We start from the raw sequence: 22,433 nt of genomic DNA, 5'->3' as shown, positions 1-22,433 counted from the left end.
TTCACCCGGCCTTCACGAGCTTCTCGACGCGGACGGCCGCCGCCTTGAACTCGGCGGTGCCCGCGATGGGACAGGTGGCCTCGATGGTCAGCGCGTTGGTGTCGACCTCGTCAGGAAAGTGGAACGTCATGAACACCAGGCCAGGCCGCAGCCCGGGATCGATGTGGACCGGAGCCACCACCGAGCCGCGCCGCGAGCTGATCCGCACCTCCTCGCCGGCCACCAGGCCGTACTTCCCGGCGTCCTCGGGGCACATCTCGATCGTCTCGCCGCGCCGCAGCGGCGAGGCGAACCCGGACGACTGCACCCCCGTGTTGTAGGAGTCCAGCCGCCGCCCGGTCGTCAGCCGCAGCGGGTACTCCTCGTCCAGCAGGTCCACCGGCGGCGAGTGCCGCAGCACCGCGAACGGCGCCGGGGTGCCCCGCTTGACCGGGTCGCTCTCCCAGAGCCTGCCGTGCAGGTACGGCGGCTCCAGCGAGTACTCCGACGGGCACGGCCACTGGATGCCCTGCAGGTCGGCCAGCCGCTGGTAGGTCATGCCGCGGTGCTGCGGCGACAGGGAGCGCAGCTCGTTCCAGACCTCCTCCGCGCCGTCGTAGTGCCAGTCGTGGCCCATCCGGCGGGCGATCTCGCACATGATCCAGATGTCGTCGCGCGCCTCGCCCGGCGGCTCGACGGCCTTGCGCACCCGCTGGACCCGCCGCTCGCTGTTGGTGAACGTGCCGTCAGCCTCGCACCAGGCGGCGCTGGCCGGCAGCACCACGTCGGCCATCTGCGCGGTCTTGGTGAGGAAGATGTCCTGCACGACGAGGTGATCGAGCATGGACAGGCGCTTGACGCAGGACAGCGAGTCGGCCTCGGACTGCACGGGGTTCTCGCCGATCATGTAGCAGGTGGTCACCTCGCCCTCGGCCATGCCCTCCAGCATCTGGGTGAGGGTACGGCCGTAGTTCGGCTGGATCGGGCGGCCCCAGACGCTCTCGAACCGCTGCCTGGTCGCGGGGTCGAGGATGTCCTGGAAGCCCGGCAGGCGGTTGGGGATGGCGCCCATGTCGCCGCCGCCCTGCACGTTGTTCTGGCCGCGCAGCGGCGACAGGCCCGAGCCGTAGCGGCCGACGTGGCCGGTCAGCAGGGCCAGGTTGATCATCGCCCGGACGTTGTCGGTGGCGTTGTGGTGCTCGGTGATGCCCAGGGTCCAGCAGAGCTGGGCGCGGTCGGCGCGGGCGTAGGCGTGGGCCAGCTCCCGGATCGCCTCCGCCGGGACACCCGTCACCTGCTCGGCCACGGCGAGCGTCCACGGCTCGACCGACTCCTTGAACTCCTCGAAGCCGGCCGTGGCGCGCTCGATGAACGCCGTGTTGTGCAGGCCCGCGTGGATGATCTCGCGGGCCACCGCGTGGGCGAGCGGGATGTCGGTGCCCACGTTGAGCCCGAGCCAGAGGTCGGCCCACTGGGCGGTGCCGGTGCGGCGCGGGTCCACCGCGAACATCCTGGCGCCGTTGTGGATGCCCTTGAGCACGTGCTGGAAGAAGATGGGGTGGGCGTTGCGGGCCGCCGAGCCCCACATCACGATCACGTCGGTCTCCTCCACCTCCTGGTAGGAGGAGGTGCCGCCGCCGCTGCCGAACACCGCCGACAGGCCCGCCACGCTGGGTGCGTGGCAGGTGCGGTTGCAGGAGTCCACGTTGTTGGTGCCGACGACCACGCGGGTGAACTTCTGCCCGACGTAGTTCATCTCGTTGGTGGATCGGGCGCACGACAACATGGAGAAGCTGTCGGGGCCGTGCCGTTCTATGTTGCGCAGGAAGCCTGCCGCGGCCGCGTCCAGCGCTTCGTCCCACGACGCCTGGCGCAACCGGCCGTTCTCGCGCACCAGTGGACGGGTCAGGCGGTCATAGCTCATGATCCCTCCATTCAGTATACAATCTACGGTATTCCGAGCTAGACCGCACGAACGAGATTCTCGTTCAGCAGGTCACTCACCGCGTGGATCGCCCGCAGCGTCGGCACCTCGGCGCCGGTCAGGTCGGCCAGCTCGACCACCGCGGCCAGCAGCACGTCGAGCTCCAGCGGCTTGCCCTTCTCCAGGTCCTGGAGCGTGGACGTCTTGTGCTCGCCCGCCTTCTCCGCGCCGCGCAGGCGGCGCTCGATGGAGATCCCCGGATCGCAGCCCACCCGCCTGGCCACGTCCACCGTCTCCCGCATCATGGCCACGACCAGCTCCCTGGCGCCGTCGTGCCGGCAGATGCCCGCCATCGTCGCCCTGGCCAGCGCGCTGATCGGGTTGAAGGCGATGTTTCCCATGAGTTTGATCCAGACATCCCGGCGCAGGTCACGCTCCACCGGGCACTTCAGGCCACCCTCCACGGCGGCCTGACTGAAGTCGGCGCACCGCCCGGTCAGCGTGCCGTCGGGCTCGCCGATGGAGAACCGGGTGCCTTCGAGGTGCCGGATGACGCCCGGCTCCTCGATCTCCGTGGCCGCGTAGACGACGCAGCCGATGGCACGATGCAGGGGCAGCGCGGCCGTGACCGCGCCGCCGGGGTCGACGCTCTCGATGCGGTAGCCCTCGTAGGGGCCCTTGAGCCCGTGGAAGTACCACCACGGGATGCCGTTCTGCGCGGCGATGACGCTCGTGGTCTCGTGCAGGAGCGGCCGGATCATGGGGCCCGCGGAGGCGTAGCTGTTCGCCTTGAGGCCCAGGAAGACGTGGTCCACCGCACCGACCTCGGTGGGGTCGTCGGTGGCATGGGGACGGGCGACGAAGTCGCCCCTGGGGGTGAGCACCCGCACACCGGCGCGGCGTATCGCCTGAAGGTGCGCGCCTCTCGCGATGAGGTGCACCTCGACTCCCGCCCTGTGGAGGGCGGCCCCCACGTATGCGCCGATGGCGCCGGCGCCAAGAACAGCGACCTTCATGCTGCGCTCCCGTTCTCGCGTCGGATCGTGTATCCCGTATACAGTATGGAAAAACACGGGTCAAGGAGTGTGCCGGTGGCCGTTTCGAGGCATGGACCAGTGGTGGAAGCGATCTCCTGGGGCTCCGCGCGGACCCTCGCGGCCGGGGCGGCCTGCCCACTGAAACCCTCGTCCGTGCCCCTGCGGGAGGCGCTCGGATGCCGGCTGGCCGCGTCGCTGTGCGCGCTGGTGCCGGTGCCCGGCGTGGACGTGTCGGCGATGGACGGGTACGCGGTGGCGGGCCCCGGGCCGTGGCGCGTGGTGGGGCGGGTGCTGGCCGGGGGAGTGGCGCACGGCCGGGCACTGAGGGCGGGGGAGGCGGTGGAGATCGCCACCGGGGCTCCGGTGCCTGAAGGGTGTGAGGCGGTGCTGCCGTACGAGCGGGCGGAGGCCGGCGAGGGGCGGGTGAGCGGCGGCTTCGAGCGGGGCCGGCACGTGCGGCGGCGCGGGGAGGACATTCCCGAGGGGACGGTGGTGCTCGGGGCGGGGGCGGTGGTGACGCCGGTCGCGCTGGGGCTGGCCGCCGCGCTCGGGCACGACACGCTGCTGGTACGGCCGCGCCCGAAGGTCCTGGTGCTGGTCACCGGGGATGAGGTGGTGCACGAAGGGCTGCCGGGGGCCGGGCGGGTGCGGGACGCGATCGGGCCGTTCCTGCCGGGGCTGGTGGAGTGGGCCGGGGGGCGGGTCACCGAGGTGGGCGGCCTGCCGGACGGCGCCGAGGCGCTCCGCACCGCGCTCAACGCCGGGGTGGGCGCGCCGGACGTGGTCGTGGTGTGCGGGGCGTCGTCGCGTGGCCCGGCCGACCACCTGCGGTCCGTGCTCGGCGACCTGGGCGCCGAGGTGATCGTGGACGGCGTGGCGGTGCGCCCCGGCCACCCCCAGCTCCTGGCCCGCCTCCCCGACGGCCGCCTGGTCGTGGGCCTGCCGGGAAACCCGTTCGCGGCCCTGTCGGCGGCGCTCACCCTGCTCGCCCCCGTCCTGCGCGAGCTGGCCGGCACGCCGGCCCCGAGGGAGACGAGTGCGCTGGTGGGGCCGGTGCGGACGCATGCGAGCGACACCCGGCTGGTGCCGGTGAGGCGGTCGGCGAGAGGGGCGGTGCAGGTGGGGCACGACCGGCCCGGGTCGTTGTGGGGCGCGGCGCTGGCCGACGCGCTGGCGGTGGTTCCGCCGGATTGGTCCGGAGAACAGATCGAACTGATCGAGTTGCCCCCTGGGGGCTAGACACACCGTTGGCGAGGGAGTAACCATTGCGTTCATACGGTATGCAGTATGCGGAAGACAGCATGTGTCGTCGGGAAAGGGTGGCATGATGTCGGAAACGATCTCTGGCGGTCATCTCGTAGCCAAGGCGCTCAAGGCCGAGGGCGTGGACGTGATCTACACGCTCTGCGGCGGCCACATCATCGATATCTACGACGGCTGCGTCGATGAGGGCATCGAGGTCATCGACGTACGCCACGAGCAGGTAGCCGCGCACGCCGCGGACGGATACGCGCGCATCACCGGCAAGCCCGGCTGCGCGGTGGTCACCGCCGGTCCTGGCACGACCGACGCGGTGACGGGCGTGGCCAACGCCTTCCGCGCCGAGAGCCCGATGTTGCTCATCGGCGGGCAGGGCGCGCTGAGCCAGCACAAGATGGGCTCGCTGCAGGACCTGCCCCACGTGGACATGATGACCCCGATCACCAAGTTCGCGGCCACGGTGCCCAGCACGGAACGGGTGGCCGACATCGTGTCGATGGCCTTCCGCGAGTGCTACCACGGCGCTCCAGGGCCGTCGTTCCTGGAGATCCCGCGTGACGTGCTGGACGCGAAGGTGCCGATCGAGAAGGCCCGCATCCCCACGGCGGGCCAGTACCGCGCCTCGACCCGCCAGGCGGGCGACCCCGAGGCCGTCGAGCGGCTGGCCGACCTGCTGGCGCACGCGGAGAAGCCGTGCATCCTGCTCGGCAGCCAGGTCTGGACGTGCCGGGCGACCGACGCGGCCATCGACTTCGTACGCTCGCTGAACGTGCCCGCGTACATGAACGGCTCGGGCCGCGGCACGCTCCCGCCGGGCGACCCGCACCACTTCCAGCTCAGCCGCAGGTACGCCTTCACCGAGGCCGACCTGATCATCATCGTCGGCACGCCGTTCGACTTCCGGATGGGCTACGGCAAGCGCCTGTCGCCGACCGCGAAGGTCGTCCAGATCGACCTCGACTACCGCACCGTCGGCAAGAACCGCGACATCGACCTCGGCATCGTGGGCGACGCCGGGCTCATCCTCGCCGCCGCCGCCCAGGCGGCCAGCGGGCGCATCGAGAACGGCGCGGCCCGCCGCAAGGAGTGGCTGGAGGAGCTGCGCAACGTCGAGACGCAGTCGTACCAGAAGCGCCTGCCCCGCCAGCTCTCCGACGCCCAGCCGATCGACCCGTACCGGCTGGTGCACGAGATCAACGAGTTCCTCACCGAGGACACCATCTACATCGGCGACGGCGGCGACATCGTCACCTTCTCCGGCCAGGTCGTGCAGCCCAAGTCGCCCGGCCACTGGATGGACCCGGGCCCGCTCGGCACGCTCGGCGTCGGCATGGCGTTCGCGATGGCCGCCAAGCAGGCGCGGCGCGACAAGGAGGTGCTCTGCCTGTTCGGCGACGGCGCCTTCAGCCTCACCGGCTGGGACTTCGAGACGATGGTCCGCTTCGACCTGCCGTTCATCGGCGTCATCGGCAACAACTCCTCGATGAACCAGATCAGGTACGGCCAGGCCGCCAAGTACGGCGAGGACCGCGCCCGCGTCGGCAACACCCTCGGCGACATCCGCTACGGCGACTTCGCCAAGCTGCTGGGCGGCTACGGCGAGGAGGTGCGCGACCCCGCCGAGATCCGTCCCGCGCTGGAGCGGGCCCGCCAGTCGGGCAAGCCCTCACTGATCAACGTCTGGGTCGACCCAGAGGTGTACGCCCCCGGAACCATGAACCAGACCATGTACAAGTAGGGGAATCGCTGAGATGAAGGCTCTCGAAGGTGTCCGCGTCCTCGACATGACCCACGTCCAGTCCGGCCCGTCGGCCACCCAGGTGCTCGCCTGGCTGGGCGCCGACGTGGTCAAGCTGGAGGCCCCCACCGGCGACATCACCCGGCAGCAGCTCCGCGACCTGCCCGACGTGGACAGCCTCTACTTCACGATGCTGAACTGCAACAAGCGCAGCATCACCCTCAACATGAAGAGCGAGCGCGGCAAGGAGATCTTCACCGAGCTGGTGAGGAGCGCCGACGTCCTGGTGGAGAACTTCGGTCCCGGCGCGGTGGACCGCATGGGCTTCTCCTGGGAGCGGCTGCAGGAGCTCAACCCCCGCCTCATCTACGCCTCGATCAAGGGCTTCGGCCAGGGCAGGTACGCCAAGTTCAAGGCGTACGAGGTGATCGCCCAGGCGATGGGCGGCTCGATGAGCACCACGGGCTTCGAGGAGGGCCCGCCGCTGGCCACGGGCGCGCAGATCGGCGACTCGGGCACCGGCATCCACGCGGTGGCCGGCATCCTGGCGGCCCTCTACCAGCGCGAGCAGTCGGGGCGCGGGCAGCGCGTACAGGTGGCCATGCAGCACGCCGTGCTGAACCTGTGCCGCGTGAAGCTGCGCGACCAGCAGCGCCTGGCGCACGGGCCGCTGCGGGAGTACCCGAACAAGACGTTCGGCGACGAGGTGCCGCGCTCGGGCAACGCCAGCGGCGGCGGCCAGCCGGGCTGGGCGGTGCGCTGCGCGCCGGGCGGCCCGAACGACTACATCTACGTCATCGTGCAGCCGGTCGGCTGGAAGCCGATCGCGAACATCATCGGCCGTCCCGAGCTGGCCGAGGACCCGGAGTGGGCGACGCCGGAGGCCCGGCTGTCGAAGCTGGACAAGATGTTCCAGCTCATCGAGGAGTGGACGATCCGCCACGACAAGTGGACGGTGCTCGACCGGCTGAACGCCGAGAACATCCCGTGCGGGCCGATCCTGTCCACCAAGGAGCTGGTGGAGGACGAGAGCCTCCAGGACGAGGGCATCGTCGTCAAGGTCGAGCACCCGACGCGCGGCGAGTTCGTGACCGTGGGCAGCCCGCTGCAGCTCTCGGACTCGCCGGTGGACGTACGCACCCCGCCCCTGCTGGGCGAGCACAACCAGGAGATCTACGGCGAGCTGGGCGTCAGCGCGGACGAGCTGGCCGAGCTCAAGACGAACGGAGTCATCTAGATGGCCGGCAGGGAAGTCATCGACAAGGCGCTCGCCGAGGGGCGCACGGCTCTGACGGCTCCTGAGGGCCGTGAGCTGTGCCAGGCGTACGGCATCGCCACCCCCGGCGAAGGACTGGCGGGCTCGGCCGAGGAGGCGGCGCGGCTGGCGGGCGAGATCGGGCTGCCGGTCGTCCTGAAGATCGTCTCGCCCGACATCCTGCACAAGACGGACGCCGGTGGCGTGCTGGTCGGCCTCAGGAGCGAGGAGGAGGTGCGGCAGGGCTACGAGACGATCCTGGCCAACGCCCGCGCCTACGACCCCGGCGCCAGGATCGACGGCATCCAGGTGCAGCAGCTCGTCGGCGGCGGCCACGAGGTCATCGTGGGCGCGGTCACCGACCCGACCTTCGGCAAGGTCATCGCGTTCGGGCTCGGAGGTGTCCTGGTTGAAGTATTGAAGGACGTGACCTTCCGGCTTGCCCCGGTTTCGGGTGATGATGCGCTCAAGATGCTGGACGACATCAAGGCGGCCGAAGTGCTGCGTGGTGCCCGTGGGGCCGAGCCCGCGAACAGGCAGGCGCTGGCGGAGCTGATCGAGCGCGTCGGCAGGCTGGTCACGGACATCCCCGAGATCGTCGAGATCGACCTCAACCCCGTCTTCGCCGACGCGAACGGCGCGGTGGCCGCCGACGTGCGCATCCTCATCGGCGAGCCGCAGCCCGAGGTCGAGCGGCTGCCGCGCGAGGAGATCCTGCGGCAGATGAACCGCATCTTCAAGCCGCGCTCGGTCGCCGTGATCGGCGCCTCCGCCGAGAACGGCAAGATCGGCAACTCGGTCATGAAGAACCTCATCAACGGCGGCTACCAGGGGCGGATCTACCCGATCAACCCCAAGGCCGACGAGATCATGGGGCTCACGGCGTACAAGAGCGTCGCGGACGTGCCAGGCGACGTGGACGTGGCCGTCTTCGCGATCCCCGCCAAGTTCGTCGCGGCCTCGCTGGAGGAGGTCGGCGAGAAGGGCGTCGCGGGCGCGGTGATGATCCCGTCCGGGTTCGCCGAGACCGGCAACGTCGAGGGTCAGAAGGAGATCGTCGAGATCGCCCGCAGGCACGGCGTGCGCATGCTCGGCCCCAACATCTACGGCTACTACTACACGCCCGAGAACCTCTGCGCGACCTTCTGCACCCCGTACGACGTGCGCGGCAGCGTGGCGCTGACCTCCCAGAGCGGCGGCATCGGGATGGCCATCCTGGGCTTCAGCCGCACCACCAAGATGGGCGTCTCCGCCATCGTCGGCGTCGGCAACAAGGCCGACGTGGACGAGGACGACCTGCTGACCTTCTTCGAGCAGGACGACAACACCAGGGCCGTGGCCATGCACCTGGAGGACCTCAAGGACGGGCGCGGCTTCGTCGAGGCCGCCCGCCGCGTGGTCAAGGAGAAGCCGGTCATCGTGCTCAAGGCCGGGCGCACCGCGATGGGCGCGCGGGCCGCGGGCTCGCACACCGGCGCGCTGGCCGGCGACGACAAGGTCTACGACGACATCCTGCGCCAGGCCGGCGTGGTGCGCGCCCCAGGCCTGAACGACATGCTGGAGTACGCCCGCGCGCTGCCGATCCTGCCGGCGCCCAAGGGCGAGAACGTCGTCATCATCACCGGCGCGGGCGGCTCGGGCGTGCTGCTGTCCGACGCCATCGTGGACGCGGGGCTGACCCTCATGGACATCCCCGACGACCTGGACACGGCGTTCCGCGCCTACATCCCGCCGTTCGGCGCGGCGGGCAATCCCATCGACATCACCGGCGGCGAGCCACCCTCGACCTACGAGAACACGGTCCGCCTGGGCCTGAGCGACGAGCGCATCCACGCGCTGGTCCTCGGCTACTGGCACACGATCGTGACGCCGCCGATGGTCTTCGCCGAGCTGATCGCGCGCGTCGTCGCGGAGGAGCGGGCGAAGGGCAACGTCAAGCCGGTCGTGGCGTCACTGGCCGGCGACACCGAGGTTGAGGAGGCCAGCGAGTACCTGTTCGAGCACGGCGTGGTCGCGTACCCGTACACGACGGAAAAGCCCGTGGCGGTCCTCGGTGCGAAGTACCGCTGGGCCAGGGCGGCCGGGCTGCTGGGCTAAGAGCCGAGCACAGCAGCGCCAGGCGAGGGGGCAATTCGGGGCGCAGAGGAAGGCAACAAACCCCCCAGGAGGTCCGTAGGTGGACACATCGAACACACCACCGGCGACGGCCACGCCGCCGGTCGAGGATCAACGAGTATGGAAAGCGGGCCGGCTTGAGCCGATGCCCTTCAGGAAGCTCCCCGACGCGCCTCCCTCGGTGCACATCATCGGGCCGACGGTGTTCCTCGTCGCGCTCGGTGTGGGCATGGGCGAGTCGTACATGTGGCCCCGCCTGGTGCTGCTGTTCGGGCCCGAGATCAGGTGGCTGTTCCTGATCGGCGTCACCCTGCAGGCCTTCGTCATGCTGGAGATGGCCCGCTACGCCATGGCGACGGGGGAGAGCATCTTCTCCGGCGCGGCGCGGGTGTTCAAGCCGCTCATGTGGTTCTTCTTCGTCGTGGCGATCGCCGTCTACATCTGGCCGGGACACCTGTCGGCCGGCGCGGCGGCGTTCGAGGAGATAACCGGCATACCCTGGATGGTGACCGCGATCGCCGGGCTGATCCTCGTCGGCGTGGTCTTCACCCTCGCGAAGGTGATCTACAACCTGCTCGAGAACGTGCTCTCCCTGCTGATCGGCGCGCTCGTGCTGGGCACCGCCGTGGTCGCGGCCATGGTCGGCTCCTGGAGCGACGTGGTCACCACGATCACCGGCATGTTCTCCTTCGGCTACCTGCCGCCGGAGGCCCTGACGGCCACCTGGTTCCCGGTCATCGTCGGCGCCTGCGCCTTCGCCGGACCCTCCGGCATGCAGCAGATGTGGTACACGCTGCACCTGCGCGACTCCGGCGCGGGCATGGGCGCGCACCAGCCGCAGGTGCGCGGGCTGGCCCACGCGGGCGAGGAGGAGGAGCGGCCCAACCGCGGCTTCATGTTCGACACCGGCGACGCGGGCGAGATGGCCAAGTGGAAGGGCTGGCGGCGCTGGGTCACCTTCGACGCGATCCTGCTCTTCTGGGGCATCACGATGCTGGTCACGATCTCCTTCACGGTGATCGCGCAGGCGGCCGTGCGGATCGACCCGGGCGTGCGGACCGCCATCCAGGGCGACGACAGGGAGGTCGCGCTGAGCGCGATGTCCAACGCCGTCTCCTCGGCCGGCAGCGACGTGCTCGGGACCGTGTTCCTCGGGTTCATCGCGCTGATCGGCCTGAACGCCACGCTGGGGCTGTTCGACTCGTTCTCGCGCGGCCAGGCCGACATGACCTACAACTTCGTCCCCGGGGCGAAGAAATTCGGCATGTCGCGGCTCTACGGGGTCTTCCTGTGGGGCGTCATCCTCTTCGGCATCCTGATCCTGCTGTTCGGGCCCGCCGACGGGCCCAGCGGGATCCTGGACACGCTGGCGTTCCTGTCGACGTTCGCGATGGGCGCGTACTGCGTGACCCTGCTCCTGGTGAACAACCGCATGCTGCCCAAACCGATCAGGCCGAAGTGGTGGACCAACATCATCATCGGCTTCGGCGCGGTGTTCTACCTGGGGATGCTGTTCTACAGCCTGTTCGCCTACGGCGTGGTCGTGGGCTGATGATCGGACGGCACAGCCTCGAACTCGCCCTCCCAGGGGCGTCCATCGGAGCCGTTGCCGGAGCCATCGCCGGTGGACTGACCCTGCTCGCGGGGCAGTCCACCGGGATGGCGGGTCTGGCGGCGCTGGCCCTGGCCACGCCGCTGGCCCTCTTCGGCGGCCTCTACAGCATGCTGCTCGCCCACGGCGTCTTCCGCCCGGGCACCTTCGGCCCCATCGGCCTGTACTGGATGGCCGCCTTCCCGGTGTCCCGGCTGACGCAGGAGATCCTGTCCCCGACGGGCGCCCTGCTCGAAGGGGTGGGGCCGTTCCTGGCCTACCAGGCGATGATCGCCCTGGGCTTCGCGATCGGCTTCCTCTGGGTGCACGAGCGGCTCATGCCGCACTGGCTCATGCGCAGGGCGGGCGAGAACCCGCTCGCGCAGGACCTGCTGGACAAGTACCTGCGCTTCGCCCGCGTCGTCCGCGCGCGCAAGAGCGCCAGAAAGGGGGGCAAGTAGATGGTCCCGGCCATGGAACTGCCGTTCTGGATCTGGGCCGCGACCATCGGCGGCTTCTGCGTGGTGCTCGCGCTCGACTTCTGGCTGGTGGCCCGCAACCCGCACGAGCCCAGCTTCAAGGAGTGCGTGGGTTGGGTCTCGTTCTACGTGGGCCTGGCCGTCGCGTTCGGCGTGGGCCTGCTCCTGCTGTCCGGGCCCGCGCACGGCGGGGAGTTCTTCGCCGGCTGGATCACCGAGTACTCCCTCAGCGTGGACAACCTCTTCGTCTTCCTGCTGATCATGAGCAGGTTCCAGGTGCCGCGGCAGTACCGCCAGAAGGTGCTGCTCATCGGCATCATCCTGGCGCTCGTCATGCGCGGCGGCTTCATCGCCGCCGGCGCCGAGGCCGTCGCCAGGTTCGACTGGCTCTTCTACGTGTTCGGCGCCTTCCTCGTCTACACGGCGTGGAAGCTGATCGGGCACGAGGAGGAAGAGGCGGAGTTCTCCGAGAACATCGCCCTGCGCACGGTACGCCGGGTGCTGCCGACGACGGACACCTACCACGGCGCCCGGCTGACCGTGCACCACGGGCGCAGGATGGTCACCCCGATGCTGATCGTGATGGTCGCGATCGGCACCACGGACCTGCTGTTCGCGCTGGACTCGATCCCCGCCATCTTCGGGCTCACCAAGGAGCCCTACCTGGTCTTCACCGCCAACGCCTTCGCCCTCATGGGGCTGAGGCAGCTCTTCTTCCTCATCGGCGGCCTGCTCGACCGGCTGGTCTACCTGAGCAAGGGCCTGTCGGTGGTGCTCGCCTTCATCGGCGTGAAGCTGATCCTGGAGGCGCTGCACCACGACGGGGTGTCCTGGGCGCCGGAAATCCCGATCATGGTGTCGCTCGGGGTCATTCTCGGCACTCTCGCCGTCACCACGGTGCTCAGCCTGATGAAGTCGTCTCGCGACGCCAGGAAGAAGGCGGAGGAACCGGAGACCGCCGACCGCTGACCCGGCCGCGCGCGGGGGCCGGTGGCTGCTTGAGGGTGGCCGCCCCCCTGCCGCGGCTCAGTGGTGCGGCTCAGTGGCGCGGTTGCTCGCGTACGTCGTGCTGCTGCTGGGTGCTCCACTCGCGCAGGTAGCGGTCCGCCTCGTCTGCCGAGTAGTGCTTCTTCAGCGCCGCGCTGAGGCCGATGCCGATGGCACGGCCGTCGGCGGGCTGGCCCAGGGGATCACCAAGAAGAAAGCGCCAGAACGCCTTCACGGTCATACACCTCCTGTCGGTCTGGCTCCCACCCTCTACCCGGGGTGTTTCGGAGCATGTGAATTCCTGTGAACGTCAGGTCAACCGATCTGGCTCACCCGATTTGGCGGGGCCTGCGCCGGCGTACGGGCTTCGGTGCGGGCTCCACCGGCTCGTTCTCCCGCTGCTCCATGTACGAGGCGCGGGTGTGCTCGGTGTGCTCGCGCATGATCTGCGCCGCCCGGTCCCCGTCGCCGGCCTCGATGGCGTCGATCAGCGCCTTGTGCTCGTCCCACGACGCCATGCCGCGCTGGCGGGCCACCGGCGTGTGGTACCACCGCACCCGCCTGGCCACCTGCGCGGCCAGCTCGGCCAGCACCCGGTTGCCCGACAACGCCGTCACCAGGGCGTGCAGCTCAGAGTTCGTCGCCACCGCGCCGTCCACGTCGTCCGACTCGACGGAGGCGATGCCCCGGGCGCACAGGGCGCGCAGCCGCTTCACCCCGTCCTCGCCGGCGTGCAGCGCGGCGAGCCTGGCGGACTCGGTCTCCAGCAGCGCGCGGACCGCGAGGAGCTGGTCGGCCTCCTCCAGGGTGGGGACGTGCACGAACGCGCCCTGGCCGGGGTGCAGATCGACCCAGCCCTCGCCGCTGAGCTGCTGGAGCGCCTCGCGTACGGGCTGCCTGGAGACGCCGAGCAACTCGGCCAGCTCGCTCTCGACGAGGTGCTGGCCGGGCTTGAGCTGGCCGGAGACGATGAGCTCTTGGATAGCCTCGATCACGCTCTCCCTGAGCGTGGCGGGACGCGCGATCTTGGGGGCCGCCGTCTGACCGGCCTGATCCGACAGCAACATGGTGACGTCTCCAGGTTCGGGTGCTTTACGGTTTTTGGTCGACTGCCTACAGCATACCGTCTGGGGGTTCTGGATGGCCGTGAGTCTCGTCACAGAGCGTCGCCTCACGGCCCGTTGTGTTACACGGCGTCGCGTCCCGCGCGGCACCGCTGTCACAGGGGGATGGTGGCGGGCAGGCCCGGGATGCGCAGGCGCGGGGCGGCCAGGGCAGGCAGGGCCGCCAGCGCCGCCGCTGCCAGCAGGGCCGCGCCGGGGGCGGTCAGGGCGGTGAGGGCCAGCGTCACGGCCACCACACCTGCCACGGCCTTGGCGCTGTAGACGACCGCGTGGATCTCGGTGGCGCGTTCGGCGCCGAACAGCTCGCGTACGAGGCTGGCCAGGAGGGGGTAGAACGCGCCGCCGCCCAGCCCGGCCGCCACGGCCCCGAGCCACAGCAGCGGGCTCCCCACGCTCGCCTCCGGCACCGCCGCGCCCAGCACCGCCCCGAGCGCCGCGTCCCCGCCTGCGCCCTGCGCCGCCCCGAGCGCCGCGTCCCCGCCTGCGCCCTGCGCCGCCCCGAGCGCCGCGTCGCTGCCTGCGCCCTGCGCCGCCGTGACGCCGGCCGCCGCGTTCTGGACGGCGACCGCCAGGAGGAGCTGGCCGAGCGCCAGCGCGCCGAAGACGGCGGCCAGGACGCGGCGGCGCCCGAACAGCTCGGCCGCCCGCATGGCCACCGACCTGCCCGCCCCGTTCAACGCCACCAGCAGCGCCAGCGCCCCCCACGCGCCGGTGCCCGCCACCACGATCACGTCGAACACCGACACCGCCCCCGCGCACACCAGCATCAGCGCCAGCGCGGGCAGTGTGCGCGTGCGCAGCGCCTGCGCGAGCCCGAACTGCTTGACCGCCTCCGGTGAGGTGCGCAGCCGGGCCGCGTCCAGCGCGTGCGTGCGCGGGTCCACGTCGGCGGGCCACCACTGGGCGGGCGGGAGCCGCAGGTGGCGGGCGGCGGTGGCGATGACGGCCGTGGCCAGGACGGCGCAGACGAGGAAGGCGGCCGAGGTCATGCCAGGGGCGATTCCGGCCCAGAGCAGCAGGGGGACGGCGCCGTACCCGAAGGCCCCGGTGATGAGGCCCACGCGGGAGGCCGGGCGCTCCGGGTACCACGAGGAGACGACCTCGCCGCAGACCCCGTAGACCAGCCCCGCCCCGAGCCCGCCGAGCACGGCGTAACCGGCGAGCGCGAGCAGCCCGTCGCCGGAGAGCAGCCCGTCGAGGGAGAACAGTCCGTCGGGTGGTACAAGGGCGGCCGTGAGCAGGCCGAGCCCGCTCAGGGCGGCCCCCGCGACCAGGCAGGCGCGCACGCTGAGCCGCCCCCGTCGGACGAGGTGGAGCGCGGGCAGGGCGCCGGCGGCCTGGCAGGCGATCCAGACGGCGAGCAGGGTCAGCCCGGACGCCTGCCTGGCGTGCAGCGCGGCGTACCCGTACTGGAGCGGGCTGATCGCCGCCATGGCGGCGAGTGCCAGCCGGAACATGCGGACGCGGTCGGCGGGGACGGGCCCGGGCCGGTATGACCGACCACGCCAGTCCCTGATTGCATTCTCCATACTGTATGGAATATCCCGTTACATGGACCCCTGTCGAGACCCTAGACGGAGGATACTCCATACGGTATACCGTCTACAAAGGAGGCTCGGATGGACCTGTACGAATACCAGGCGAAGGAGCTCTTCGGGCGGCACGGGATCCCGATCCCCCCAGGCGGCACCGCGGCCACACCGGCCGAGGCACGCGAGATCGCGGCCGGGCTGGGCGCGCCCGTTGTCATCAAGGCCCAGGTGAAGACGGGCGGACGAGGCAAGGCAGGCGGGATCAGACCGGCGGCGGGGCCGGTCGCGGCCGAGGCGGAGGCCGATCGCGTCATCGGAATGGACATCAAGGGGCACATCGCGCGCCGCGTGCTGGTGGAGGCCGCGACGGTGCCGTTCGAGGAGTACTACGCGGCCTTCCTGGTGGACCGCGCCGAGGGCGGGTTCCTGGCGATGGTGTCGGCGCAGGGCGGCATGGAGATCGAGGAGCTGGCGGCCACCGACCCCGACGCCCTCGTGAAGCTGCCGATCGACGCCGCGACGGGCGTGGACGCCGACACGGCCAGGCTGCTGGCGGCCAAGGCGGGCCTGCCCGAGCAGGCGGCGCCGGTGCTGGAGGGGCTGTGGCGGGTGCTGGTCGAGGAGGACGCCCTGCTCGTCGAGGTGAACCCGCTGATCTGCACCACCGACCAGCGGATCGTGGCGCTCGACGGCAAGGTCACCCTGGATGACAACTCGGCCTTCCGGCACTCCTGGGAGGGGTACGGCGAGCGTACGGACAGCTTGGAGGACCGCGCCAGGGCGAAGGGGCTCAACTACGTCAAGCTGGACGGCACGGTCGGCGTGATCGGCAACGGCGCCGGCCTGGTCATGAGCACCCTGGACGTGGTGGCGGGCGCGGGGGCGGACCCCGCGAACTTCCTGGACATCGGCGGCGGCGCGTCCGCCCAGGTGATGGCCGACGGGCTGGAGATCATCCTGGCCGACCCCGACGTGCGGTCGGTGCTGGTGAACGTCTTCGGCGGCATCACGGCCTGTGACGCGGTGGCGAACGGCATCGTCACCGCGCTGGAGCTGCTCGGCGAGCGCGGCCACAGCAGGCCCATCGTCGTACGGCTGGACGGCAACAACGCCGAGGTGGGCCGGCGGATCCTGAGCGACGCCCGCCACCCGGCGGTCCGCCAGGTGGCCACCATGGACGGCGCCGCCGAGACGGCGGCCAGACTCGCGGCAGGTGCGTAGATGGCGATCTTTCTGACCAAGGACAGCCGGGTACTCGTCCAGGGCATGACGGGCGCGGAGGGCACCCGTCACACGGCCCGCATGCTCGCCGCCGGAACCGACGTCGTGGCCGGGGTGACGCCCGGTAAGGGCGGCCGGTCGGTGGACTTCGGGGAGCGCACGGTGCCGGTGTTCGGCTCGGTGGCCGAGGCGGTGTCGGAGACCGGCGCCGACGTCTCGGTGATCTTCGTGCCGCCGCGCTTCAGCGCCTCGGCGGTGGAGGAGGCCGTGGCGGCGGAGGTGCCGCTCTGCGTGGTGATCACGGAGGGCGTGCCGGTGCACGACGCCGTGCGCTTCCGCGCCCTGGCGAACGGCCGCAGCAGGATCATCGGCCCCAACTGCCCCGGCCTGATCAGCCCCGGCCAGTCGTCGGCCGGGATCATCCCCGCCGACATCACCGCCGCGGGCCGCATCGGGCTGGTCTCCAAGTCGGGCACGCTCACCTACCAGCTCATGTACGAGCTGCGCGACCTCGGCTTCTCCACCGCCGTGGGCATCGGCGGCGACCCGGTGATCGGCACCACGCACATCGACTGCCTGCGGGCGTTCCAGGACGACCCGGGCACCGACGCGATCGTCATGATCGGCGAGATCGGCGGCGACGCCGAGGAGCGGGCCGCCGCCTACATCGCCGCGAACGTCACCAAGCCGGTCGTCGCCTACGTGGCGGGCTTCACCGCGCCCGAGGGCAAGACGATGGGGCACGCGGGCGCGATCGTGTCGGGCTCGTCCGGCACCGCCCAGGCCAAGAAGGAGGCCCTGGAGGCGGTCGGCGTGCGCGTCGGCAGGACCCCGTCGGAGACGGCCCGCCTCATGCGGGCGGTGCTGGACAGGGCGGCGACATGAGGACCGGCGCGCTGAGGTTCGACGTCAACCTGTCGATCCTGTTCACTGACCTGCCGCTGCTGGAGCGCCCGGCGGCGGCGGCCAAGTGCGGGTTCGACGCGGTCGAGCTGTGGTGGCCGTTCGACGGCCCCGACCCCGGCGGCGCGGCGCTGGCGGAGCTGCGGCAGGCCATCGAGGACGCCGGGGTGCGCCTGGCCGGGCTCAACTTCGACGCCGGCGACATGGCGGCGGGCGAGCGCGGCCTGCTGGCCAGGCCGCAGGCCTCGGCCCGGTTCCAGGCCAACGTCGAGGTGGCCGTGCGGCTGGCCGGCGAGCTGGGCTGCCCGGTGCTGAACGCCCTGTACGGCAACGGCCCCGGCACCGACAGGGACCTGGCCGTGGCGAACCTGCGCAGGGCGGCCGACGCGGCGGGGAGCATCGGCGCGACCGTGGTCGTCGAGGCGCTCAACTCGCACGAGAACCCGCTCTACCCGATCACCTCGGCGGGCTCGGCGTTCGAGCTCATCGACCAGGTGGACAGGGAGAACGTGGCCTTCCTGGCCGACCTCTACCACCTGCACAGGATGGGCGAGGACGTGCTGTCGCTGATCGACCGGCACGCGGGCCGGTTCGGGCACGTGCAGGTCGCCGACGATCCCGGCAGGGGACGGCCGGGGAGCGGCGGGATGCCGTACGAGGAGATCTTCGCGCGGCTGGCGGCGGCGGGTTACCGCGGCCACGTCGGCCTGGAGTACCGGCACGAGGGGCCGGGCGCGTTCGACTGGAGGCAGGGATGAACATCGGGTTCGTCGGCCTGGGGATCATGGGCAGCCCGATGGCCGCCAACCTCCTCAAAGCCGGATATGTCGTGACCGGGTATGACGTGAGTGCCGAGCGCGTCGAGCAGCTCGTCGCCCTCGGCGGCAAGGGCGCCGCCGGCGTGGTGGACGCGGTCGCCGGCGCCGACGTCGTGATCACCATGCTGCCCGACTCGCCGCAGGTGGAAGCGGTCGCGCCGCTCGTCATCGAGTACGCCAGGCCGAACCTGCTCTACGTGGACATGAGCACGATCAAGCCGGAGACCTCCCGCTGGGTGGCCAGGGAGGCCGCCAAGGTCGGCGTACGGGCCCTGGACGCGCCCGTCAGCGGCGGCGAGCGCGGCGCGATCGACGGCACCCTGTCCATCATGGCTGGCGGCGCGCCCGACGACTTCGCGGCGGCCAGGCCCGTCCTGGAGCGCCTGGGCGTCACCGTGGTGCACGTCGGCCCTGCGGGCGCGGGCCAGACCGTCAAGGCCGCCAACCAGCTCGTCGTGGGCGGCATCTACGGGCTCGTGTCGGAGGCCATCGTGCTGCTGGAGGCGTCAGGCGTGGACCCGGCCCCCGGCCTGGACGTGCTCGCGGGCGGCCTGGCCGGCTCCCGGATCCTGGAGCTCAAGCGGCACACCATGGTCAAGCGCGAGTTCGCCCCCGGCTTCCGCATCGACCTGCACCACAAGGACATGGGCATCGCCCTGGCCGCCGCCCGCGAGGCCGGCGTCAGCCTGCCGCTCACCGGGCAGGTCGCCCAGCTCGTGGCCGCGGCCAGGGCGCAGGGCCACGGCTCGCTCGACCACTCCGCCCTGCTCAAGGTGATCGAAAGGCTGAACGCGTGAAGAAGCGACCTTGCATGGAGGCCGTGGTCGAGGTGCTGGAGTCGGAGGGGGTGGACACGGTCTTCGGCATCCCGGGCGCGGCCATCCTCCCCCTCTACGCCGCGCTGCAGAACAGCTCGATCCGGCACATCACCGTGCGCCACGAGGAGGGCGGCACCCACGCGGCCGACGGCTGGGCCAGGGTCACCGGGAACGTCGGCGTCTGCATCGGCACCAGCGGCCCCGCCGGCACGAACATGATCACCGGCCTCTACACCGCGCTGGCCGACTCGATCCCGATGATCTGCGTCACCGGGCAGGCCGTCACCTCCAAGCTGCACCAGGAGGCGTTCCAGGCGGTCGACATCGTGGAGATCGCCAAGCCGGTGACCAAGTGGGCGGTGCAGCTCAAGGAGCCCGCGCAGGCGCCGTGGCTGTTCAGGGAGGCGTTCAGGGTCGCGCGGTCGGGGCGCCCGGGGCCCGTGCTGATCGACCTGCCGCTCGACGTCCAGCGCGGCTCCTGCCGGTACGACCGCGCGCTGGACGCGCCGCTGCCCGTCGAGGTGCCCAGGCCCCTGCCCAAGGCCGTGCGCGCCGCCATGGACCTGCTGGAGGAGGCCAGGCGGCCGATCATCCTGGCGGGCGGCGGCGTGATCATCGGTGACGCGACCGAGGAGCTGCGGGCGCTGGCCGAGCACCTCCAGGTGCCGGTGCAGGTGACGCTGATGGGCAAGGGCGCCTTCCCCGAGGACCATCCGCTGTTCGCGGGCATGGCGGGCATACAGACGCAGACGCGGTGGGGCAACGCCGCGTTCCTGGAGAGCGACCTGGTGCTGGCCGTCGGCGCCCGGTTCGGCGACCGGCACACCGGCGACCTCGACGTCTACCGGCGGGGCCGCAAGTTCGTGCACGTGGACATCGACCCCATGCAGATCGGCCGGGTCTTCGAGCCCGACCTGGGCGTGCTCGGGCACGCCCGGCCGGTGCTGGCCGAGCTGCGCGACGAGGCGCGTCGCCGCGGCAAGCCGCAGGAGCCGGGCAGGTGGCCGCGCAGGGTGGCCGAGCTGCGCGGCACGATGGGCCGCAGGGACGACTTCGAGGACGTGCCGATCAAGCCGCCCAGGGTGTTCAAGGAGATCAACGAGTACTTCCCGAGGGACACCACGTTCGTCACCGCCATCGGGCTCTACCAGATCTGGTCCGGCCAGTTCCAGACCACCTACCTGCCGCGCCGCTACCTGGTGTGCGGGCAGGCGGGGCCGCTGGGCTGGGAGGTGCCCGCCGCCATGGGGGCCAAGCTCGCCCATCCCGAGCGGCAGGTCGTGGCGGTGGTCGGCGACTACTCCTTCCAGTTCCTGATGGAGGAGGTGGCGGTGGCGGCGCAGTACCGGGTGCCGTTCGTCATCGTCATGATCAACAACGAGTACCTGGGGCTGATCAGGCAGGCGGAGCTGCCGTACGGCATGAACTACGCCGTGGACCTGCACTACGGCGAGGGCGGCATCGACCACGTCAAGGCCATGGAGGCGTTCGGCTGCCCGGCGCGGCGGGTGGAGCTGCCCGGCGACATCCGCGACGCGCTGGCCTGGGCCAGCGCGGAGGCGGCGGACAAGAGGCTGCCCGTGCTGGTGGAGGTGATGGTGGAGCGCGAGGCGAACGCCGCCATGGGCCCGTCGCTGGAGGCCGTCAAGGAGTTCGAGCCGCTGCCCGAGCTCATCACCGCCGACTGGTCCGACTGAGCTTCGACCGGGATGCGACCGCGATCTGATCGAGTCATGCCTAGCTGCGACCGAGGAGGATGGACATGCGGCTCAAGCCGGGCACGTCCTGGCGGGACGCCTACGAACGCTGCTGTTCGGCGGCTCCCGAGGCCTTTCACGACGACCGGGTGCTGAACCACTGGGGCGGCATCTGGCACCGCGACGGGCGGCCGGTACCCGGCTTCTCGCCGCTCGACGGCTCCGCCATCGCCGGCCTGCCCAGACTCGACCGGGCCGGCGCCGGCCGGGCGGTCGCGGGCGCGGTCGAGGAGCACCGGCGCTGGCGCCACCTGCCGCTCGCCGAGCGCAAGGCCATGGTGTCGGCGGCCGTGGAGTCCATGGCCGCGCACCGCGACCTGCTGGCCCTGCTGCTGGTCTGGGAGATCGGCAAGCCGTGGAAGACGGCCTGCGCCGACGTGGACCGCTGCCTGGACGGCGTGCGCTGGTACCTCGGGGAGATCGACCCCATGGTGGCCGGGCGCACGCCGCTGCCCGGCCCCGTCAGCAACATCGCGAGCTGGAACTACCCGATGAGCGTGCTCATGCACGCCATGCTCGTGCAGGCGCTGGCCGGCAACGCGGTGATCGCCAAGACCCCGACGGACGGCGGCCTGTGCTGCCTGACGCTCGCCTGCGCGCTCGCCGTCCGAGAGGGCCTGCCGTTCACGCTGGTCAGCGGGGGAGGGGCGGAGCTGTCACCGGTGCTCGTCGGCTCAGGCTCGCTGGGCTGCGTGTCGTTCGTGGGCGGCAGGGACGCCGGCGCGAAGGTCTCCACCTCGCTGGCCGACCTCGGCCGGCGGCACGTGCTGGAGCAGGAGGGGCTGAACTGCTGGGGCGTCTGGGAGTACGGCGACTGGGACCTGCTCGCCCGGCAGATCCGCGGCTCCTTCGACTACGCCAAGCAGCGCTGCACCGCCTACCCGCGCTTCGTCGTGCAGCGCTCGCTGTTCCACGACTTCCTGGCGGCCTACCTGGAGGCGGTCGGGTCGCTGCGTTTCGGGCACCCGCTGGCCGTCGAGGACCCCGGCGACCCGCTGCCGACGCTCGACTTCGGCCCGCTGATCAACGCCTCGAAGGCCAAGGAACTGGCCGACCAGGTGGACGAGGCGATCACGAGGGGCGGCGTGCCGATCCACCGCGCGTCCCTCGACTCCGGACACTTCCTCCCAGGTCAAGATATTTCCGCCTACTTCGCTCCGACGGCGCTGCTCAACCCGCCGCCCTCCTCCCCACTCCACCACGCGGAGCCCTTCGGCCCCGTCGACACGATCGTCCTGGTGGACACGGAGGCGGAGCTGCTGGCCGCCATGAACGCCAGCAACGGCGCCCTGGTGGCCACCCTGTCCTGCGAGTCGGCGGACACCTTCGCCCGGCTCGCACCCGAGGTGCGCGCCTTCAAGGTCGGCCACAACCGGCCGCGCTCGCGCGGCGACCGCGAGGAGCTGTTCGGCGGGCTCGGCGCGTCGTGGCGCGGCGCGTTCGTCGGCGGCGACCTGCTCGTCAGAGCCGCCACCACCGGCGAGGACGGCGAACGCCTGCCGGGCAACTTCCCCAGCTACACGCTGCTGCCCTGAAACCCTAGAAGGCCCCGAAGCGGGTCGCCGCGAGCAACACCAGGAAGGTCAGCATGGCGACCCGCAACACCTTCCCGCCGACGCCCAGCGACGGCCAGGACAGATAGGCCAGCCACCCCACGAAGCCGAGCACCGGCAGCACCGCCACGCCGCCCAGCGGATTCGTCACGGCGAACCCCGCCAGCAGCAGGATCACCAGCAGAGCCGGCGCCACCCAGCGGGGAACCTGGGTGAACAGGAACGTCATCGGCACCGCGCTGCGCCGCTCGACCGCCTTGCGGAAACCGGTCGCGCCCGGCGTGAAGAACCGCTCGCCCTGGGGCTGCTTGTTGTCAGGGGCCACGACCCAGAGCCTACGGG

19 protein-coding genes are annotated in these 22,433 nt (G+C 71.2%); 13 read left to right on the top strand and 6 right to left on the bottom strand.

The window, feature by feature from the left end; all coding sequences use genetic code 11:
- Position 1: 1 nt before the first annotated feature.
- Both ABD331_RS05365 and ABD331_RS05360 read right to left on the bottom strand, forming a co-directional pair.
- The gene (locus ABD331_RS05365; protein ID WP_344471131.1) at positions 2 to 1,903 is read right to left on the bottom strand and encodes a molybdopterin oxidoreductase family protein; all 1,902 of its coding nucleotides are present in this window, start codon (positions 1,901 to 1,903) and stop codon (positions 2 to 4) included.
- A gap of 38 nt (positions 1,904 to 1,941) precedes the next feature.
- The gene (locus ABD331_RS05360) at positions 1,942 to 2,919 is read right to left on the bottom strand and encodes a 2-dehydropantoate 2-reductase (protein WP_344471130.1); all 978 of its coding nucleotides are present in this window, start codon (positions 2,917 to 2,919) and stop codon (positions 1,942 to 1,944) included.
- 99 nt (positions 2,920 to 3,018) lie between these two features.
- Here ABD331_RS05360 and ABD331_RS05355 point away from each other — a divergent pair, with 99 nt between their 5' ends.
- The 7 genes from ABD331_RS05355 to ABD331_RS05325 all read left to right on the top strand — a co-directional run bounded on the left by ABD331_RS05355 (position 3,019) and on the right by ABD331_RS05325 (position 12,347).
- A complete protein-coding gene (locus ABD331_RS05355; RefSeq protein ID WP_344471129.1) occupies positions 3,019 to 4,179 on the top strand; it encodes a molybdopterin molybdotransferase MoeA in 1,161 nt (386 codons plus the stop codon).
- Positions 4,180 to 4,267: 88 nt separating this feature from the next.
- Positions 4,268 to 5,938 carry a thiamine pyrophosphate-binding protein gene (locus tag ABD331_RS05350; protein ID WP_425565940.1) on the top strand — a complete coding sequence of 557 codons (1,671 nt, stop codon included), beginning with the start codon at positions 4,268 to 4,270 and terminating at the stop codon, positions 5,936 to 5,938.
- Between the two features lie 13 nt (positions 5,939 to 5,951).
- Entirely contained in the window at positions 5,952 to 7,175 is a 1,224-nt protein-coding gene (frc, locus tag ABD331_RS05345) for a formyl-CoA transferase (RefSeq protein WP_344471127.1), read from the top strand.
- A complete protein-coding gene (locus ABD331_RS05340; protein WP_344471126.1) occupies positions 7,176 to 9,290 on the top strand; it encodes an acetate--CoA ligase family protein in 2,115 nt (704 codons plus the stop codon).
- Positions 9,291 to 9,453: 163 nt separating this feature from the next.
- Positions 9,454 to 10,860 (top strand): Nramp family divalent metal transporter, encoded by a 1,407-nt coding sequence (locus tag ABD331_RS05335; RefSeq protein ID WP_344471124.1) that lies wholly within the window; start codon positions 9,454 to 9,456, stop codon positions 10,858 to 10,860.
- Positions 10,860 to 11,360 carry a hypothetical protein gene (locus ABD331_RS05330; protein WP_344471123.1) on the top strand — a complete coding sequence of 167 codons (501 nt, stop codon included), beginning with the start codon at positions 10,860 to 10,862 and terminating at the stop codon, positions 11,358 to 11,360. The genes ABD331_RS05335 and ABD331_RS05330 overlap by 1 nt, the downstream gene beginning before the upstream one ends.
- A 12-nt stretch (positions 11,361 to 11,372) precedes the next feature.
- On the top strand, positions 11,373 to 12,347 hold the full coding sequence (locus ABD331_RS05325; protein WP_344471122.1) for a TerC family protein: 975 nt from the start codon (positions 11,373 to 11,375) through the stop codon (positions 12,345 to 12,347).
- Between the two features lie 70 nt (positions 12,348 to 12,417).
- Here the strand turns inward: ABD331_RS05325 and ABD331_RS05320 are convergent, their stop codons facing one another.
- The 3 genes from ABD331_RS05320 to ABD331_RS05310 all read right to left on the bottom strand — a co-directional run bounded on the left by ABD331_RS05320 (position 12,418) and on the right by ABD331_RS05310 (position 15,018).
- A complete protein-coding gene (locus tag ABD331_RS05320) occupies positions 12,418 to 12,606 on the bottom strand; it encodes a hypothetical protein (protein WP_344471120.1) in 189 nt (62 codons plus the stop codon).
- Between the two features lie 88 nt (positions 12,607 to 12,694).
- On the bottom strand, positions 12,695 to 13,432 hold the full coding sequence (locus ABD331_RS05315; RefSeq protein ID WP_344471119.1) for a GntR family transcriptional regulator: 738 nt from the start codon (positions 13,430 to 13,432) through the stop codon (positions 12,695 to 12,697).
- Between the two features lie 152 nt (positions 13,433 to 13,584).
- Positions 13,585 to 15,018 (bottom strand): MFS transporter, encoded by a 1,434-nt coding sequence (locus ABD331_RS05310; protein ID WP_344471118.1) that lies wholly within the window; start codon positions 15,016 to 15,018, stop codon positions 13,585 to 13,587.
- Between the two features lie 90 nt (positions 15,019 to 15,108).
- Here ABD331_RS05310 and sucC point away from each other — a divergent pair, with 90 nt between their 5' ends.
- From sucC to ABD331_RS05280, 6 genes are read left to right on the top strand one after another with little or no spacing between them, the layout of a single operon-like run.
- On the top strand, positions 15,109 to 16,242 hold the full coding sequence (gene sucC / locus ABD331_RS05305) for an ADP-forming succinate--CoA ligase subunit beta (protein ID WP_344471117.1): 1,134 nt from the start codon (positions 15,109 to 15,111) through the stop codon (positions 16,240 to 16,242).
- A complete protein-coding gene (gene sucD / locus ABD331_RS05300) occupies positions 16,243 to 17,127 on the top strand; it encodes a succinate--CoA ligase subunit alpha (RefSeq protein WP_344471116.1) in 885 nt (294 codons plus the stop codon). It abuts the gene before it with no gap.
- Complete coding sequence (locus ABD331_RS05295; RefSeq protein ID WP_344471115.1) at positions 17,124 to 17,903, top strand: hydroxypyruvate isomerase family protein; 780 nt, start codon at positions 17,124 to 17,126, stop codon at positions 17,901 to 17,903. Before sucD ends, ABD331_RS05295 begins: the two co-directional genes overlap by 4 nt.
- Positions 17,900 to 18,760: an NAD(P)-dependent oxidoreductase gene (locus ABD331_RS05290; protein ID WP_344471114.1), complete on the top strand. Its 861-nt coding sequence runs from the start codon at positions 17,900 to 17,902 to the stop codon at positions 18,758 to 18,760. Before ABD331_RS05295 ends, ABD331_RS05290 begins: the two co-directional genes overlap by 4 nt.
- Entirely contained in the window at positions 18,757 to 20,478 is a 1,722-nt protein-coding gene (gene gcl / locus ABD331_RS05285) for a glyoxylate carboligase (RefSeq protein WP_344471113.1), read from the top strand. The genes ABD331_RS05290 and gcl overlap by 4 nt, the downstream gene beginning before the upstream one ends.
- Before the next feature lie 59 nt (positions 20,479 to 20,537).
- A complete protein-coding gene (locus ABD331_RS05280) occupies positions 20,538 to 22,073 on the top strand; it encodes an aldehyde dehydrogenase family protein (protein WP_344471112.1) in 1,536 nt (511 codons plus the stop codon).
- Between the two features lie 4 nt (positions 22,074 to 22,077).
- On the opposite strand, the gene ABD331_RS05275 is transcribed toward ABD331_RS05280, so the two are convergent.
- Positions 22,078 to 22,416, bottom strand: coding sequence for a DUF6703 family protein (locus tag ABD331_RS05275; RefSeq protein ID WP_344471111.1), 339 nt, complete (start codon positions 22,414 to 22,416; stop codon positions 22,078 to 22,080).
- Between the last annotated feature and the right edge of the window lie 17 nt (positions 22,417 to 22,433).

It is taken from the genome of Nonomuraea monospora (genome assembly GCF_039531895.1).
In the GTDB taxonomy this organism is placed as follows: Bacteria; Actinomycetota; Actinomycetes; order Streptosporangiales; family Streptosporangiaceae; genus Nonomuraea; species Nonomuraea monospora.
The sequence above is the reverse complement of the archived record's forward strand: the minus strand, read 5'-3'. Positions and strand labels throughout refer to the sequence as shown.

Bases quoted from the DNA above. Each gene is read 5' to 3' on its own strand.
- ABD331_RS05325 (WP_344471122.1), top strand. From the start codon at position 11,373: ATGGAACTGCCGTTCTGGATCTGGGCCGCGACCATCGGCGGCTTCTGC.
- ABD331_RS05295 (WP_344471115.1), top strand. From the start codon at position 17,124: ATGAGGACCGGCGCGCTGAGGTTCGACGTCAACCTGTCGATCCTGTTC.
- ABD331_RS05335 (WP_344471124.1), top strand. From the start codon at position 9,454: ATGCCCTTCAGGAAGCTCCCCGACGCGCCTCCCTCGGTGCACATCATC.
- frc (WP_344471127.1), top strand. From the start codon at position 5,952: ATGAAGGCTCTCGAAGGTGTCCGCGTCCTCGACATGACCCACGTCCAG.
- ABD331_RS05290 (WP_344471114.1), top strand. From the start codon at position 17,900: ATGAACATCGGGTTCGTCGGCCTGGGGATCATGGGCAGCCCGATGGCC.
- ABD331_RS05280 (WP_344471112.1), top strand. From the start codon at position 20,538: ATGGACATGCGGCTCAAGCCGGGCACGTCCTGGCGGGACGCCTACGAA.
- ABD331_RS05315 (WP_344471119.1), bottom strand. From the start codon at position 13,432: ATGTTGCTGTCGGATCAGGCCGGTCAGACGGCGGCCCCCAAGATCGCG.
- ABD331_RS05310 (WP_344471118.1), bottom strand. From the start codon at position 15,018: ATGGAGAATGCAATCAGGGACTGGCGTGGTCGGTCATACCGGCCCGGG.
- sucC (WP_344471117.1), top strand. From the start codon at position 15,109: ATGGACCTGTACGAATACCAGGCGAAGGAGCTCTTCGGGCGGCACGGG.
- ABD331_RS05320 (WP_344471120.1), bottom strand. From the start codon at position 12,606: ATGACCGTGAAGGCGTTCTGGCGCTTTCTTCTTGGTGATCCCCTGGGC.
- sucD (WP_344471116.1), top strand. From the start codon at position 16,243: ATGGCGATCTTTCTGACCAAGGACAGCCGGGTACTCGTCCAGGGCATG.
- ABD331_RS05350 (WP_425565940.1), top strand. From the start codon at position 4,268: ATGTCGGAAACGATCTCTGGCGGTCATCTCGTAGCCAAGGCGCTCAAG.
- ABD331_RS05340 (WP_344471126.1), top strand. From the start codon at position 7,176: ATGGCCGGCAGGGAAGTCATCGACAAGGCGCTCGCCGAGGGGCGCACG.
- ABD331_RS05330 (WP_344471123.1), top strand. From the start codon at position 10,860: ATGATCGGACGGCACAGCCTCGAACTCGCCCTCCCAGGGGCGTCCATC.
- ABD331_RS05365 (WP_344471131.1), bottom strand. From the start codon at position 1,903: ATGAGCTATGACCGCCTGACCCGTCCACTGGTGCGCGAGAACGGCCGG.
- ABD331_RS05360 (WP_344471130.1), bottom strand. From the start codon at position 2,919: ATGAAGGTCGCTGTTCTTGGCGCCGGCGCCATCGGCGCATACGTGGGG.